Annotated in this window: 14 protein-coding genes; 8 read left to right on the top strand and 6 right to left on the bottom strand. The window is 37.0% G+C overall.

Annotated features, from left to right (window positions below):
* Positions 1–43: 43 nt before the first annotated feature.
* Positions 44–463: an SH3 domain-containing protein gene (locus B4A24_RS18555; RefSeq protein ID WP_293946499.1), complete on the bottom strand. Its 420-nt coding sequence runs from the start codon at positions 461–463 to the stop codon at positions 44–46.
* Between the two features lie 12 nt (positions 464–475).
* The gene (locus B4A24_RS18550; protein ID WP_293946498.1) at positions 476–982 is read right to left on the bottom strand and encodes a BON domain-containing protein; all 507 of its coding nucleotides are present in this window, start codon (positions 980–982) and stop codon (positions 476–478) included.
* Positions 983–1,248: 266 nt separating this feature from the next.
* Here B4A24_RS18550 and B4A24_RS18545 point away from each other — a divergent pair, with 266 nt between their 5' ends.
* Positions 1,249–2,352 carry a DUF695 domain-containing protein gene (locus B4A24_RS18545; protein WP_293946497.1) on the top strand — a complete coding sequence of 368 codons (1,104 nt, stop codon included), beginning with the start codon at positions 1,249–1,251 and terminating at the stop codon, positions 2,350–2,352.
* 17 nt (positions 2,353–2,369) lie between these two features.
* On the opposite strand, the gene B4A24_RS18540 is transcribed toward B4A24_RS18545, so the two are convergent.
* Positions 2,370–3,869, bottom strand: a complete 1,500-nt coding sequence (locus B4A24_RS18540) for a hypothetical protein (RefSeq protein WP_293946496.1) — start codon at positions 3,867–3,869, stop codon at positions 2,370–2,372.
* A 135-nt stretch (positions 3,870–4,004) separates the two neighbouring features.
* Between B4A24_RS18540 and yiaA the strand changes: the two genes are divergently transcribed.
* A complete protein-coding gene (gene yiaA, locus B4A24_RS18535) occupies positions 4,005–4,472 on the top strand; it encodes an inner membrane protein YiaA (RefSeq protein ID WP_293946495.1) in 468 nt (155 codons plus the stop codon).
* Between the two features lie 161 nt (positions 4,473–4,633).
* On the opposite strand, the gene B4A24_RS18530 is transcribed toward yiaA, so the two are convergent.
* Entirely contained in the window at positions 4,634–5,974 is a 1,341-nt protein-coding gene (locus B4A24_RS18530) for a sigma-54-dependent transcriptional regulator (protein ID WP_293946545.1), read from the bottom strand.
* 261 nt (positions 5,975–6,235) lie between these two features.
* Between B4A24_RS18530 and B4A24_RS18525 the strand changes: the two genes are divergently transcribed.
* From B4A24_RS18525 to B4A24_RS18515, 3 genes are all read left to right on the top strand, one after another.
* Complete coding sequence (locus B4A24_RS18525; protein WP_293946494.1) at positions 6,236–7,828, top strand: ABC-F family ATP-binding cassette domain-containing protein; 1,593 nt, start codon at positions 6,236–6,238, stop codon at positions 7,826–7,828.
* A 307-nt stretch (positions 7,829–8,135) separates the two neighbouring features.
* Positions 8,136–9,872: a GMC family oxidoreductase gene (locus B4A24_RS18520; protein WP_293946493.1), complete on the top strand. Its 1,737-nt coding sequence runs from the start codon at positions 8,136–8,138 to the stop codon at positions 9,870–9,872.
* Between the two features lie 3 nt (positions 9,873–9,875).
* On the top strand, positions 9,876–10,511 hold the full coding sequence (locus tag B4A24_RS18515; RefSeq protein WP_293946492.1) for a gluconate 2-dehydrogenase subunit 3 family protein: 636 nt from the start codon (positions 9,876–9,878) through the stop codon (positions 10,509–10,511).
* An 87-nt stretch (positions 10,512–10,598) separates the two neighbouring features.
* On the opposite strand, the gene B4A24_RS18510 is transcribed toward B4A24_RS18515, so the two are convergent.
* Positions 10,599–11,477: an OmpA/MotB family protein gene (locus B4A24_RS18510; RefSeq protein ID WP_293946491.1), complete on the bottom strand. Its 879-nt coding sequence runs from the start codon at positions 11,475–11,477 to the stop codon at positions 10,599–10,601.
* 103 nt (positions 11,478–11,580) lie between these two features.
* A complete protein-coding gene (locus B4A24_RS18505; protein ID WP_293946490.1) occupies positions 11,581–12,105 on the bottom strand; it encodes a hypothetical protein in 525 nt (174 codons plus the stop codon).
* Positions 12,106–12,538: 433 nt separating this feature from the next.
* On the opposite strand from B4A24_RS18505, the gene B4A24_RS18500 reads away from it, so the two are divergent.
* From B4A24_RS18500 to B4A24_RS18490, 3 genes are all read left to right on the top strand, one after another.
* Positions 12,539–12,913 carry a hypothetical protein gene (locus B4A24_RS18500; protein WP_172395056.1) on the top strand — a complete coding sequence of 125 codons (375 nt, stop codon included), beginning with the start codon at positions 12,539–12,541 and terminating at the stop codon, positions 12,911–12,913.
* Positions 12,914–12,979: 66 nt separating this feature from the next.
* Positions 12,980–14,953 carry a hypothetical protein gene (locus B4A24_RS18495; RefSeq protein WP_293946489.1) on the top strand — a complete coding sequence of 658 codons (1,974 nt, stop codon included), beginning with the start codon at positions 12,980–12,982 and terminating at the stop codon, positions 14,951–14,953.
* Complete coding sequence (locus B4A24_RS18490; RefSeq protein WP_293946488.1) at positions 14,950–16,851, top strand: DUF3857 domain-containing protein; 1,902 nt, start codon at positions 14,950–14,952, stop codon at positions 16,849–16,851. The genes B4A24_RS18495 and B4A24_RS18490 overlap by 4 nt, the downstream gene beginning before the upstream one ends.
* Positions 16,852–16,906 lie beyond the last annotated feature (55 nt).

The following is a 16,906-nucleotide window of genomic DNA, read 5'->3' as shown; positions in this document are numbered from 1 at the left end:
ATAGATAAATCTCCCTTATACTGTTCATCAAGAAGCTGTCCTATCAGATGGACTCCAGGTATTGCGCGTAACAATAACCTTCCTCGTTGTTTTTGGTTCTCACTAACCACCATTGATCGTTTGCTTTGCTAATCAAGGTGATAATTTCACCTTTTGCGGCTTTACCAACGATAGGCTGATCTGTTCCAGGACCCTTTCTAATATTTAAATTACTATTTTCTGTGATTACTTTCACTTGACTTCCAGGCACTTCAGTCGCTACGTCAACATTTAAAACGACATCGCCGGTCTGAAAGTTTGGATCAATATTGCCATAAATTTCCCACAGTTTATTTTTCACATCGGCAGTAGGTGCGGTACCTCTAATTTGAAGCACACCGTCCATCTCAGCGTAATTCAGATCGTTGACTCCTGAAGATTGCGCGGTATCCAAAAGAACTTTATATTTTTCTTGTAATGACATAATTTTTGCTATTTATTTTTTAACAACAATACCACTTAAATCCACTTTTTTGGGATTCAGATTATCCAAACCTTGTTTCAGTGTTACAATCTTTGCTTGCTCTAACGTACCTGTCACCGAAATAACGCCATCTTTGACACTGGCTTGCACCGACGGAAAATCTTTCATGAAAGTGTTTACAGCCGCACCGAGTACAGCATCGTTATTCGATGTTTCAATTGGTGCTGGAGTGGTCGCTACTGGAGCACTCACAATAATGTTATTTTGAATGGACTTCACATCCTTATCCCCCGCGGTCTTCGCGATCGATTCGATTTGTTGTTTTTCTTCCTCTGATGCTACTGTGCCGCTGAGGATTACTTTTCCCTTCTCGACCTCAACATCTACGGTTTTACGTCCTGTCAGTGCATTTTCAATCTTCTCCTCCAATTTATCATCTGATAAACCTGATTTACATGCAGAAAAAGAGAGTGCTGCGGATGTTGCCAAAAGACAAAATGTTAGTTTGCAAAATTTCATATATAAATAATTTGTTTTTTTAAAGGCCAAATGGAATATCCAAATTCTATTCTTGAATGTTGTATTTTCAATCCTGCATATTCATCAGCCCTATATTAATTTATAATTTCCAACAATATCCTTAACAAACAGACAAGCCAATTGTTTGTCAGATAATTTTTAAACCTTAAATCACTTGTTGGATCATAATTATATCATTAATTTTAAAAGCAGCGGGTGTGAATGGCATAGGGGCTACATAAGGATTCAATCGATAAATATTCATTATGGGGTTTTTGAACAATATTTTTGGAAAGAAAGAAAATAAAATAGATAATATACAGGATTTCTGGAATTGGTTTGTAAAACACGAACGGACCTTTTTTCAAATTGTAAAAAATAGCGATCATATCGATCAGAATTTTTTCAGCAAGCTCTCCCCAAAAATCGACGCACTTCGAAAAGAACTCTACTTTTTAACAGGCATGTATAACGATGTAACGGCTGAACTTGTCATCACTCCTGATGGGGTCGTAAAAAATATCGCATTTGTCGAAGCATTAATAGATGCAGCCCCTTCCCTTCCAAACTGGAAATTTACTGCTTTAAAACCAGCAATCGAAGATATGGAGAAATTCAAAATATCGATGTATGGATTCTCCTTTGATATTAACGAGATGCATTTCTACCCTATCGAACACATCTATCGCCCAGATGATGTCGACATTGTTATCACTCATCCCGAATACACAGAGGAAAACAAAGCTAACATCGCTCACGGGGTTGAAATATTCTTAGATAATTATATTGGTGAGCTAAACTCAATCATCACCATAGACAATTTAAATGTTACTTCCAGCAAGCAAGCAACGGGAGAACTCATTCCACTGATCAAATTAAAAGACTATTTGATATGGCGGGAAAAAGAATTTGTCGAAAAATACACGGATATCAGTCACGAAACTGAAAATGATTCCTATACGGCTTTTGAGGGCATGCTTGAAAATGATTTACCTATTTTAGCCATAATAAATACGACACTATTGGACTGGGATGGAAAGGCATCACATCCTTGGATCGTAATATTACGGATCAATTATGATGGAAATGCGACAAATGGCATGCCTGATCAGACAACATATGACCTGATGGATAAATTCGAAGATGAACTAATGGCAAGTCTTCCGTGTGATAGTAGTTTTCTCAATATTGGCAGAGAAACCGCGGACAACTTAAGGGAAGTGTATCTTGCATGCACCGAATTTCGAAAATCATCCCAAACGATAGATCAATTAATAATGCTGTATCAGAATAACCTCCAGATAGACTATACGGTCTATAAAGATAAATATTGGAAGTCTTTTGAGCGGTTCAACAGGACAGTGGAATAATAACATTCATTGAATCTTTACAGCGACTCCAATTTTCTTACTAAACGCAATAGCGCTAGGTAAGGGCTTTCCGATGTGATTAGAGATTTTAACCAGGCAATGAATCCCAAAACAAATAAATCCTGATTTTCGGAGTTGTCAGCCATTGCGTCTATATCTGCTACAAAAGCATTATTCTTAACAATAACTGGATTCTGCAAATACTTTTCGACCAGTGCCAAAAAATTAACAACACGACCTTCACGCACTGTTTCCAGATATTTTTTATATCTGCGCTTAAAGCTTTTCACACGCGAAACTGCTAGCTCAATATCCCCAAACTGAATATAGATCAATATTTCCAACAAACCTTTACGAATTGTCCATAGCATGCCCATTTTTTTCTCATACCAAGCATCCGTTCGGATCATTTTCCTCAATTCTGTCAATGCAAGCTTATCTTGAACTTGTGTCAAAAACATAACCAGACATAATTGTAAATCTGCAAGATCACTTTCATTAGACTTCGATGTTGACTGTTGGATCCCAAACCTTAAAATAGCAAGGGCTTCCACTCCCTCGCCCATATAGTGGTAGTTTAATGCCTTTAGCAAATAACAACGTAAGTGAAACTGAGCATAAAGAACATTTGTTGAAGAACAGCTTTGAATTAATAGCTCCAGATACCTTAAACTTTCGTGAAATAACCGATTCCGCAAATTGAAGTTAGCGAGATAATAGAGAATATGTAAGTAGTAAAACAAGTGATGAACCGAATTTACCTTTTGTTTTGTTATAAATTCGTCACTCGTTTTCAGGAATGATCGCACCAACGTATAATTCTGATGTAAGGAAGCATATTCATTTGCAATAAATAATATCTGATAAAGTGACTTAAAGGACAATAACTCCCCTAACGAAATTTCATACTTACCGATTGTATCAAGCACTAATTTATTCAGATCAACAATCTTTCCTTTCAAATGGATGTCTTGCAATTCTGCCCTCAAAAGCGCATAAGCTATTTGAAACTTTGCTTCCTGCTGCATCTTATACTGATTCCCCCTAAAACGATCGATCAGTAATTCCAAATTAAAGCTAGGTTCTAAATATGCATATTGCAACCTGACTTGGAGGATTTCATTGAGCAAACTAAATTGTTCAAGAAACAGCGCCTTATTTTCGGCCCGCTGAAGACATTTAAACCCAAGTTTTATCAGATGATTTTCTAACAAAAAACGCCCCACTACAAGCAACCTTAAGGCTTCATGCGCCTCACTATTGTCTCGCTCAAAGGTCCTGTTTGAAATATAAAATAGGAGACTATCATGTAATCTTTTTCTTAAAGCATGATAAGCATCGTTATTTCCCGAAGATTGATAGAGTTTTTTTAATCTATTTATATCATCAGTTTCCAAAATTTCAAGCAACCTGATATTTTTGACATCGTTCCGTTTATTTTTCTTTTTCAAAAACGTTTTAAAGTTCTTTATATCTTCTTTATTCAATACACCAATGAGTTCTACAATTGCATCCATATCATCGAAATTTAACAGAAAATCAAATCTAACAAATAAAAATATATCATCAGTATTTCCAATAAATTGGTTTTATATAATGTAGAATCCTATAGATATTTGAATCAACAAAAACAACAATAAAAAATTAAAATTATGGAACCGCTAAAAAACATGATTGAAGAAAAAATTTCGAAAAAGGATTCAAACACAAGAAATCCTTTCAAACCTACTGGAGCATTCATTGGTGCATCCTGGACAGCTCTCCTGGTAGGAACTATTGGTTATTGCATTGGATTATGGAATGCAACCATGGCACTAAATGAAAAGGGATACTACTTTACAATTCTATTGTTTGCCTTATTTGCTGTTATTTCTGTTCAAAAAAGTGTCAGAGATAAAGCCGAAGGACTTGCTGTAACCGAACTATACTATGGTTTAAGTTGGTTTGCGACAATTGCTGCCGTAGTCTTACTTGTTGTGGGACTATGGAATGCAGAATTGCTGCTTAGCGAAAAAGGATTCTACGCTATGTCTTTTTCATTAAGTATATTCGCTGCAATAGCCGTTCAGAAAAATACACGGGATGCCAAACTTATCGATGACAATGAAATAAAACTTTAGCGGTTTGTCTATCCTGTGGCCGCTGGCTAACATGCCGCAGGATTTATTGTAAACCATGTTTTTACTTATCCTCCTGCTTCTATGCGCTTTTTGCTGTAATATTTCCCCTATCGTATTTTCGGTATACTCTTTAAGTAAGTCCACATGTTTTACGTTACGTATCATTGCATTTTATACTCCTCAATTTTTCGATACAATGTGGCTACACCGATCTCCAATAACCGCGCTGCTTCTGCTTTATTCCCATTCGTATGCTGCAGCACGCGCTGAATGTGTTGACGTTCTATATTGGCCATGGAAAAACTGGAGGATAACATATCGTCCGCTTTCGAGCTATTCGTTGCAAAAGGAAGACTTTCAACCTCAAGCTTTCCATTTTCGCTTAATATGACACTGCGTTCAATCACATTTTTTAATTCACGGATGTTTCCACGCCAAGCATTTCGTTCAAGGGCAGCAATAAATTCAGCTGTCATTTGCAAGGGTTTGAGATTCAATTTTACTGCAAAAATATCGGCGTAATATTGGGCCAACAATCGAATATCTTGAACCCGATCGCGCAAAGGTGGTAATTGTATCGTAAAGACGGATAGTCTATAAAATAAATCGCTTCTAAAATGTTCGGAGTCAATTTCAGCTTCAAGATTTCTATTGGTAGCAGCAATAATACGGACATCCACTTTCGTCGGTTTGGAATCACCGACCTTTAAGAATTCACCTGTTTCCAATACACGTAAAATTTTAGCCTGAAGTTCAATCGCCATCTCTCCGATCTCATCCAAAAAAATAGTTCCCAAATGCGCTTCTTCGAATAGACCACGTTGATCTTTTGTTGCTCCTGTAAATGCTCCTGCTTTATGTCCAAACAATTCATTTTCCAGCAGATCTTTTGTGAAAGCCGCACAATTAATTGCAACAAAACTCCGCTCCTTCCGCGGACTAGCTTGATGGATCGCTTGTGCAAAAACCTCTTTCCCGGTCCCAGTTTCCCCCGTTAAAAGTACAGTCGTATTGGTTATGGATACTTTTTGGGCAAGAGCGATTGCAGATTTAATTGAAACAGAGCTACCTATAATCTTATCAAATGAGAGCCTATTACCTAACTGTTTTTCCAACTGTTTTACGCGTCGTGCCAACGCAACTTTCTCACAGGCCTTATAGAGCAAAGGAATTATTCTGTTGTTATCATCACCTTTGGTAATATATTCAAATGCGCCATTTTTAATCGCCTGAACTCCATCTGGGATATTCCCATAGGCAGTCAATAAGATAATTTCAGCGATAGGAAAACGTTCCTTGATTAGTTTTGCCGTTTCCACACCATTACCATCAGGCAGCTTAACATCACATAATACAACATCGATGTCGAAAATGTCGAGCTTTTTCAAGCCAGATTTTATATCGGAGGCCTCGATTACCTCGAATCCCTCCAAAGTGATGATCTTAGCAAGTAATTTACGAAGTTTCTCTTCGTCATCTATAAGAAGTATTTTATTCACTATTTTTTTTTCAAAATTACGATTTGTTCAATGCAAATAGCAATAATATCCTCAAAAATTAGTGCAAGGCCGTACATCTTGGTATCCAGTATAAGGAAATTGCTATAGTTCAAAAAGTTTTTTGAGATCAAAAATAAACGCGTATATTTGTCCTACCACAACACAAATAAACTGTATGTAAGATTAAAATTCTTTATAACGTAATCAATACCGTCGGTAAATAACTTGCCGAGCCGGTCTGTTTTAACATTTAAAGAATTTACCATGATTTCATTACAACAGATATCTTATATACATCCGAATAAAGATTTATTATTTGAAAATATAAGTCTTACAATCAATGTCCACGAGAAAATAGCATTAATTGGCAACAATGGTGTTGGCAAATCTACATTATTGCGCATGATCGCCGGTGATCTATTCCCTACTACAGGCAGCTTGCACAGCGACACCCGCCCTTTATACGTCCCGCAAGTTACAGGACAGTATGATGAGTTTACCGTCGCTCAAGCTTTGGGCATTGACAATAAACTAGAAGCATTATATGCGATTTTAGAAGGCGACGCTTCAGAAGAAAATTTCAATAATCTTCAAGATGACTGGACGCTGGAAGAGCGCTGTCAAGAGGCTTTTGGCTACTGGAATTTACCACAAATTCATTTAACCCAGAAAATGTCTGATCTCAGCGGCGGACAAAAGACTAAAGTGCTGCTCGCCGGGATTCAAATTCACGCATCTGAATATATACTCTTGGACGAACCCAGCAATCATTTAGACATGGCTAGCAAAAAATTGCTTTATCGTTGGATACAATCTTCAAAGCAAACCATTGTGGTCGTCAGCCATGATCGGATGCTACTCAATCTCCTGGAAGATACTTTAGAAATGACCGCAAATGGTATAAAGCGATACGGAGGAAACTATGCCTTTTACGAATCGCAAAAAGAAATAGAACGCAATGCGTTAGAACAAGACATACACCAGCAAGAAAAAGCAGCCAAAATCGCGAAAGAAAAAGAGAGAGAAACCATTGAAAGGCAAAATAGATTAAACAATCGCGGTCAAAAAAAACAGGAGAAAGCGGGTGTGGCCCGAATCATGATGAACACGCTACGGAGCAATGCGGAAAAAAGCACCGCAAAAATCAAGAGTGTGCACCAAGAAAAAATTGGAGATATTCAGTCCAGTCTCCAAGAACTCAGAAATACGAAAGCAGCATTGGATGAAATCAAAATTGATTTAGGAAACAGTATTTTCCCGCTTGGAAAAAGCCTCATCAAAGCTACCAACATCAATTTTAAATACAATTCAATTGAACTCTGGAAGGAAAATATAGACTTACAGATAATCAGTGGAAACCGAATTATTTTAAAGGGCAACAATGGCTCTGGCAAAACCACATTAATCGAATTGCTCTTAGGCAAGCTAACTCCTACACAAGGTCAAATTGAAAGACATAACTTTAGCTTCATCTATCTTGACCAAGAGTATTCACTTATCGACCAGAAGTTGAGCGTTTACGAACAGGCTCAAAATTATAATAGTGCATCGTTAGCGGAACACGACGTAAAAATCAGACTTAACCGTTTTCTATTTGGGAAAAATGACTGGGACAAATCTTGTAAGCTCCTGAGTGGTGGCGAGAAAATGCGCCTGATTCTTTGTTGTCTAACGATTAAGCAACAAGCTCCGGATTTGATTGTATTAGATGAACCTACCAATAATTTAGATATACAGAATATTCGCATCCTTAGCCGTGCCATCCGGGACTACAAAGGCACACTAATTGTCATTTCACACGATGAAATATTTCAGCAGGAGATCGGAATAGATAGCGCAATAAGCTTAAAAAATTGAGTAAAATAAAACAACAGCCGATATTTCATACAGCAGCAATATCGGCACATTCGCCCCGCGTGTACCTTTATCAACCTCGCTATATTTAAATTGATAGTACAGTGTTTTGTAACAATCTCATATTCTTTATTTAGAAACATGCTAAAACGATAAATTAAATTGAAAAAAAATAAAATTTTATCAATATATTCACGATGATTTTAAACATGAAACAATAACCATCAATTAATTGAACCATCCCATAGATATAAAAGTTTCCGAGGAAATTGTATCTCACAGGCTATTCAATTAGTTACTCAATTTAATTATGTCAAATTATCAAATTAAAGAGAACCCCGAATTGTTTGACGCGATCGTAGTTGGCTCTGGTGCTGGTGGAGGTATGGCCGGATATATCCTGGCGCATGCAGGTCTCAAGGTATTAATGCTAGAGGCTGGTCCATTTTATGATCCGGCAAAAGATTCGTTACAGTTACGTTGGCCATGGGAGTCCCCCCGAAGAGGAGCAGGTACCACACGACCTTTTGGCGATTTCGATGCCGCCTTTGGTGGCTGGCAACTTGAGGGCGAGCCTTACAGTAAAGTCAATGGCACCGAATTCGAATGGTTTAGAGCGAGAATGCTGGGTGGTAGAACAAATCACTGGGGGCGCATATCTTTGCGCATGGGACCTGATGACTTCAAACCTAAAGATGGGGTCACGGATGAATGGCCGATCACTTATGATGAAGTGAAACCGTTTTATGACCGGGTAGACCGTATGATAGGCATCTATGGCACAGCGGAGGGTATACATAACGAACCCGATGGTATTTTTATGAAACCGCCCAAACCCCGTCTTAACGAATTATACATCGCAAAAGGCGCGAAGAAAGCTGGCGTACCTGTTATTCCCGGACGTGGTGCTGTGCTGACTGAGGTCTCCAAAGATATCAAAGACAGAGGTACTTGTTTCTATTGTGGGCAATGTGGCCGTGCATGTAAAGTATACGGGGATTTCTCATCGTCGTCTTGCCTGGTAATCCCAGCAATGAAAACGGGTAATTTAAAGGTGATCGACAATGCAATGGTACGGGAAGTGTTGACCAACGATGAAGGATTGGCGACTGGTGTTTCCTATGTTGACACGAAAGATTTACAAGAATATACCGTGAAGGGCAAGACTATTATTCTTGGCGCCAGCGCCTGCGAAAGTGCCCGAATTATGCTGAACTCAAAATCTAAAGCACATCCAGGTGGTGTTGGTAATAGTAGCGGCCTAGTAGGAAGATACCTACATGACTCAACTGGTGCCAGCCTGTCAGGCTATTTACCACAATTACTCGATCGCAAAAGATATAACGAAGACGGCGTCGGAAGTGTCCATATCTATTCACCATGGTGGGAAGATAACTCAAAACTGGCTTTCCCACGAGGTTACCATATTGAATACGGCGGCGGTTTACATATGCCGTCCTACGGTTTCCTAAACTGGGTACCAAAAGTAAATGATGCCGGAAAAAATGCCGATGGAAAAATCAAAGCAAAAGGTGGTTATGGTGCAACACTTAAAGAAGATTTCCGTAGCTACTATGGGGCAAATGTTGGCATGGCCGGTCGTGGTACAGCATTGGCAAGAAAGGACAATTACTGTGAAATTGACCCTAGTCAGGTTGATAAATTTGGAATTCCAACACTGCGCTTCAATTATAAATGGGCTAATGAAGAAATAGCTCAAGCCAAGCACATGCAAGAAACATTTCAATCCATTATGCACGAAATGGGAGCTGTCATCACATCTAAAATCCCAGGTGCTGATACCTTATATGGCTTAGAAGCTCCAGGAAAAATTATTCACGAAGGTGGTACGACCAGAATGGGGAACGATCCGAAAACTTCGGTATTGAACAAGTGGGGACAAGCCCATGACTGTAAAAATCTCTATGTGGTAGATGCCGGACCATTTGTACAACAAGGTGACAAAAACCTTACATGGACAATTCTAGCTTTGTCAATGCGTACAGCAGAATATATACTACAAGAAAAGAAAAAATTAAATGGTTAAAACATGAATAGAAGAGAATCTTTAAAAGCATTAGGCTTTATTGCTGCTGGATCAGGTCTTTTAACCGCAGCTTGTAATTCCAAAGACGCCCAAAATACAACAGCGACAGCTAATGGCGAAAAATTACCTGGTGTCCAGGATTTTGAATATGAACGGACAGCGCAATTAAATGCAGAAAAGTTTTTTGACGAACATGAAATGGCAACAATTACTGTTTTAGCCGATATCATTATTCCAAAAGACGGTAAATCTGGTAGCGCCTCGGAAGCAGGAGTTCCCGATTTTATAGAATTTATTGTCAAAGATCTGCCTGACAATAAAATCCCCATGCGTGGTGGACTACGTTGGCTGGACCTTCAGTCTAAAAGACGATACGGTAATGTATTTATAAAATGCGATGTAAAAGATCAACTTGCATTAGTGGATGAAATTGCTTATCCTGAATTGGCGAAACCAGAAATGCAACAAGGGGCCGCGTTTTTTTCATTAATGCGCAACCTTACTTCTTCGGGATTTTATACGAGCGAGATTGGCATCAAAGACATCGGATATGCGGGTAATAAACCCGGTGTCTGGAACGGTGTTCCAGACGATGTACTGAAAGAGCATGGTTTTGATCCAAGTAAGTTTTTTGGATAATAAAAAAAATCCTTTCCAAGGCTTTTGGAAAGGATTTTTTATTGAACAATACACTGGATTTCTCCACAAATAGCTGTATTAATTTAATTATTGTTCTTGCGTTACCTCAGTTGGCTCTGGGGCTTTATCGATCAATTCCATAAACTGATCCAACTTCGGTGTAATAATAATCTGTGTTCTACGGTTGCGTTGTTTTCCAAGAGCAGTTGTATTATCAGCAATAGGGTTATATTCTCCTCTACCACCTGCTGTCAATCGCTTAGGATCCACTCCATATTTTGTCTGCAAAGCCTGGACAACCGAAGATGCTCTCAATGTACTTAAATCCCAATTGTTCCGAATATTTGGTTTTGAAATTGGATCTGTATCTGTATTCCCCTCTATTAACACTTCATAATCTCTATAGTCTTGAATGATCTTCGCTATTTTACTTAAGGTCATATCGGCTCGATCACTGATTTCATAACTACCCGACTTATACAACATATTATCTGCAAGGGAAATATACACAACACCTTTTAACACTTGAACATCAACCTCTTGCAATTCTTCACGACTAAGTGATCTTGTCAAATTGTTTGTTAATACCAAATTTAACGAGTCTGATTTGTTCTTTGTCTCAACAAGATGTTTAATGTATTTATTTGAAGCGTTGATTTCATCAACCAATTTGGAAATATTGACATTTCCTTGTGAATTTTGATTGATACTCTTATCTAGGGAACCTTGTAAGGCAGCATAAGCCGCTTTAAGATCAGCATTATTTTGTCGTTCTGAAGCTAATTGGTCTTCCAAACTCTTAATCCTTGACCGACTTTCAGTCAATTGAAGTTGACTATCCTGATATTGTGTTTGCAAATTTTTATAATCCGTCTGCAAACCAACATATTTTTTTTTGCTGACACCACATCCCGTAAAAAGTAAACTCGCGGTCAGTATGGACATCGGAAAAACTATATTCTTCATAGCATTCTAAATTTTGTAGATGTTGAATTAATTCTTTAAACTATCGTAAAGCAATATTTCAGCCAAAAAAAAAACATCTTATCGAATTAACATCCTTTAACGTCTATTGCGCGAGTTCCTTTAATTCAGCTATCGTGAAAACTTGTCCCCCTTTCAAATAAGGATTTGCCCCTTTCAGATAATTGTAAATAATCGATTTCGCTTCTTCATTGGGCAATTTATGGAGATTTTTGACAAGGAAATTTTTGTCTTCTATGATATTTTCTTTATAACCCAAAAAAGATGGTGCGTGAACCTGTACGCTCCATCGAATAAACCTTGCTTCAATATGATTGGGATTATTTTTGATCATTTCCTCCAAATGCTTTTTACCTTCTTTAAACTGGCTAATTTTCTTAAATGGATTGCCCATGTGTTTAGCCATTAATATCTCATAAGCCGCACGATAAACCTTTTCTGTGGTAGATTTTGCCCCTTCATCAAGTATATCAAAATTACGTTCACAAAGATCCTCGTCCTTTACTGCCTCAGCATAATCTTTTCTTATCTTATCAATATTCAGCTGCTGTCCCAATCCTATCTTTGCTATTGTAAATAGAAATACTGTCAATACTATTCGTGTCATCATAATTATAAATCAGGCTATTTCAAAAAAATCATTTTCCGACTTAAATTACTAAAAAAATCGAATCCAAATATTAATTTTCAATTATCATACCACAAAGCCTAACACATATGTCGTTATATGACTACAATAGGTTTTTTCGAAACTAAAATTCTTTCTTAAAGGATATTTTTAACCCATTTTTGCGCCATGAAATTAGCATTAACAACGAGCCCTGTATGGCTTAAAATAAGTCTATCCATTCTTTTTGGTGTTTTATTGGGATGTTTATTGGGAGAAATGGTTTTCAACCTTTTAGTGTCTTAATTTACCTCAAAATGTAGCAAAAATAAATTAGATTTTGTACCGCTTTCAAAGAAATCTTGCGCTCATCCTTGCCCAAAATAAAATTATTTTTAGTATATTGCTTATACCAATATAAATTTAAAAGTGAGCTATGGAGACAAAAGCAGAGTATCAGATTTGGGACACTATAGTCAATAGTGCAAAAACTAAATTCGATTATAAGCATATTCGTGCGATGTTCAAAAAGGAGGACGACGAAATTACCGATAAATTTCTATTTCATGTTATAGCAGGATTTGCCTGTGGAGAAAACCATCAAACAATCTCAACTAACTTATTCAATGAGTTGCAAAGCATCAATTTTGAATGTAATGAGCAGCAGATTGATAAGTTTATTTCTGACAAACACGTTAAATTTAGCCCAGAGATTTATGCAACATATCTTGCATTTTCGATGTTGGAAGATGGTGAAGATATCGATAATATTACTGAAGTCATTAATAATCTACTACAAATAGATAAATAATATTTTTAGAGGTATCGTTTAATTTTGGCCAAAAACTTATATTCGTAAACAAATTACGCCTAAGTTATGCGCCATTTTTTAACACTATTTTTAATATTTTGTTCTTGTTCGAATATTTTTGGACAAAATTTCGAATTTGGCAGAATTTCTATTTCAGATTTCTCGACCACCCCATTGGATAGTAATGCAAATGCTATTGTCCTCAAAGAATTTGGGCAGAGCTCAGTTTTCGTCGATGATTACGACCATCGGATAAAACTAATGCATGAATACCATGTGCTTATTCGTGTAAATAATAAAGAGGGATTTAAAAAAGCTAATTTCGAAGTCCCATCATATAAAAGAGGGAGCTATATCCGTGATCACCTAGACGAACTGAAAGCCGTTACCTACAATTTGGAAAACGGAGAGGTGAAACAAACGGCACTTGAGAAAAAGAAAGTATATACAGAAAATCACTCAGCTTATCTGGAGCTTAATAAATTTACTCTACCTAATATTAAGGAAGGCTCCATCATAGAAGTTTCCTATCGAACACTCGAACAGGATCTATTTAATTTTAAGACCTGGGAATTTCAGGACGATATTCCCAAGTTACAAAGTCAATATATTGCCATCATACCAGCTTCTTTTACATACAATGTTGTATTACGGGGTCCCTATAAGCTCGCCGACCAGAAAGGGGAAGTTTTAAAAGAATATATCTTTCTGGACGGAATGAGAATGGATTGTTCAAAGATCACCTATGCTATGGCCAATATTCCGGCTTTTGTGGAGGAGGACTTTATGACTTCCCCAAAAAATTTCAAGTCCGCAATATATTACGAGCTCGAATCTATATTCTATCCTAGTACCGGAGTCAAAAAAACATTTAGTAAAACATGGAAAGATGTCGACACAGAATTAATGAATGAAAAGACCTTTGGCGGACAGTTAAAAAAGACCGAACTCTTCAAAACCACTCTTTCGACACTTCTAAGTCCAAATGATACTAAATTGGTAAAGGCAAATAAAATCTATGACTATATCAAGAAGCAGATAAAATGGAATAACTATCTGGGAAAATATGCAGAAAGTGGGGTCGAAAAAGCTTTGGAAAAAAGAACGGGCAATATCGGTGATATTAACTTATCTCTGGTCACTGCTTTACAAGCTGCAGATTTAGATGCTTATCCAATTATCTTATCCACAAGACGAAACGGCAATCCTAATTCTTTATTCCCCGTATTGTCCGATTTTGATTATGTAATCGCCTGCGTGGACATCGAAGGTATAAAATACAAATTGGATGCATCGAATATCTATCTTCCATTTGGCTCATTGCCACTACAATGCCTCAATGAACGCGGCAGAATTATATATTCCAAAAAAAGTTCAGATTGGTTTCCGTTAACTTCCGAGGAGATATCCGAACAATATTATACATTAACTGGAGCGTTGAATGATCAAGGCCAAATTGAAGGGACACTAACCATCAGAAGTCAGGGGAATAAAGGGCTACTAAAAAGGCAGCATATTGCCAAATTTAACTCGCTCGAAGAATATTGGGAAAAACTGGATGAAGAAATGCCTAATATTAGCTTTACTAACGCCAAAATTGAACATCTTGAACAACTCGATCAGGTATTGAACGAAGAATTTGATGTTATATTAGAAGTTAATAAACAGAACGGAAACAGTATATTGTCACTCGCTCCAAATATTATCGATCGCATATCTTACAACCCGTTCAAAATTCAAGACCGCACTTATCCAGTAGATATGGGATTTAAATCAAAGATTCAATACAATATCCAATTGGAAATCCCAGAACAATACGAAGTAAATGATAAACCACAAAATGTATCACTAACCCTACCTGAGTCCGCTGCGAGATATAAATATCTGACACAGATGAATGGCAATAAATTAGAAGTGCTGGGAAGCCTAAGCTTTAACAAAGCTATATTTACTGTAGATGAGTATTTCTCCTTAAAGGAGCTTTATTCACGTATTATACAACAACAAAAATTAGATATTAGATTAACCACAAAAAAATGAAAACATTAATTGCCAATTTAATCTATTTCCTCTTTCCAATAGTGGCAATCGGACAAGAAAACTACGATATTGCCAATATTCCAAGTGCGTTAAAAAGCCGGGCCGTAGCCACGATCAGGAATGATAATACTGTGGTAGAAGTAAAATCTCCTGAACAAGTTATGGAGATTGTCACTCGGGTGATTACCGTCTATAACAAAAATGGCGATTACTATGCAGCACTGCCAATACATTATAATAAATCGAATGAAATCAAGAGCATTAAAGGTGCTATTTATAATGAATTGGGAATATTACAAAAAAAGATAGCGAGTAAAGATTTTAAAGATCTTAGTGCAGTCGACAACAGCACCATGTTTGCTGACTCGAGGATGAAACTCTATGTTCCAGATTATCACAGCTACCCCTATACGATCGAATATCAATACGAAGTAAAACATAAACAGAACTTAATCATCCCTTCTTGGACCCCTGAAGTTTCAAACAATGTATCCATTGAAAAAAGCAGCTACCAATTTATAAGGCCGATTGATGTTGAGTTCCGGATGGAGTCAAGAAATTATAAAGGCAATATTAAGGAGGAGAAAACTGATAAATCTGTAAGTAAAATCTGGAATGTAGAACATATTCCTGCTAAAAAAGAGGAATCTTATAGTCCAAACTCCAATCTGAAGCGAACAAGTGTATTAATTGTCCCCAAAAACTTTCTTTATTATGGAAAGGAAGGCAACTTCAGTGACTGGAAAGAATATGGAGACTGGTTTACAACTAAATTACTAGACAAAAAGCAAGATCTTACCATAGCCTCAAAACAGAAATTTATATCACTTACAAAGAACGCTTCGTCAGATCAGGAAAAAGCAAAAATCTTATACGATTACCTTCAAAAAAATACAAGATACATCAGTATTCAGATCGGAATAGGTGGACTTGAACCTTTTCCAGCGTCTGAGGTTGACCGTTTAGGTTATGGTGATTGTAAGGCCCTGGTGAATTATATGAGAAGTATGTTATCCGCTGTAGATATACCTTCTTACTATTGTATGGTTGAGGCCGGTAAGCGCAAGGAGAACTTTCACAAAACATTTGCAAATGTACAGGATGGCAATCATGCAATCTTATGCGTGCCTTTCAAAAACGACACTACTTGGCTGGAATGCACCAGTCAGAACCTTCCTTTTGGATTCCTTAGTAATTTTACGGATGATAGGGATGTCATTGCCTGTACAGAAAATGGAGGGGTGATTATGCATACACCAAAATATAGCAATTCAACCAATCTCCAACTTCGCAACGCCGATCTGACACTCGCTGAAGACGGCAGTATAAAAGGCGTTTTAAACACAAAGTTCTATGGCACGCAATATGAAAACCATATGGAGGTACTTTTAGCAAACAACAATGAGAAAACTAAACTATTGGCCGAATATTATAATATCGATAACATCAATTTCGACCAGGTAAAATACACTGAACACAAAGAAACGAAACCATTCGTCGAAGAGGATCTAACAATTTTTATTAAACACTACGCAGTGAAAAACGGCAATAAAATGTTGATTCAACCTAATATTTTCAATACACAATCCAGTATTTCGGAGAATAAAAATCGTACGGAAGATATCTTTATAGAACGTGGCTTTATAGATATTGACAGCATTAGCATTGCGCTACCAGATAACATCGTAAAAAATATAACGCCTGAACGAAAGATTATCGAAAAACCATTTGGTAAATATGAATTTAAATCGGAGATAAAAGAAAAAAAATTAGTTACTTATCGAAAATTAGAATTATTCGAAGGAAATTATCCCGCAAGTAACTACGAAGACTTCTTCCTCTTTCATAAAGAGGTAAGTAGTTCCGATAAAGGACGCTATAATCTAGGCATATTGTAATCCTATCCTAAAATATTTACCAGAATATGAATTTGCCTAACAATCAAAATAAAGC

The sequence above is a fragment of the Sphingobacterium sp. UBA7249 genome, from assembly GCF_002472835.1.
Lineage (GTDB): Bacteria > Bacteroidota > Bacteroidia > Sphingobacteriales > Sphingobacteriaceae > Sphingobacterium > Sphingobacterium prati.
This window is presented reverse-complemented; position numbering and strand designations above follow the sequence as displayed.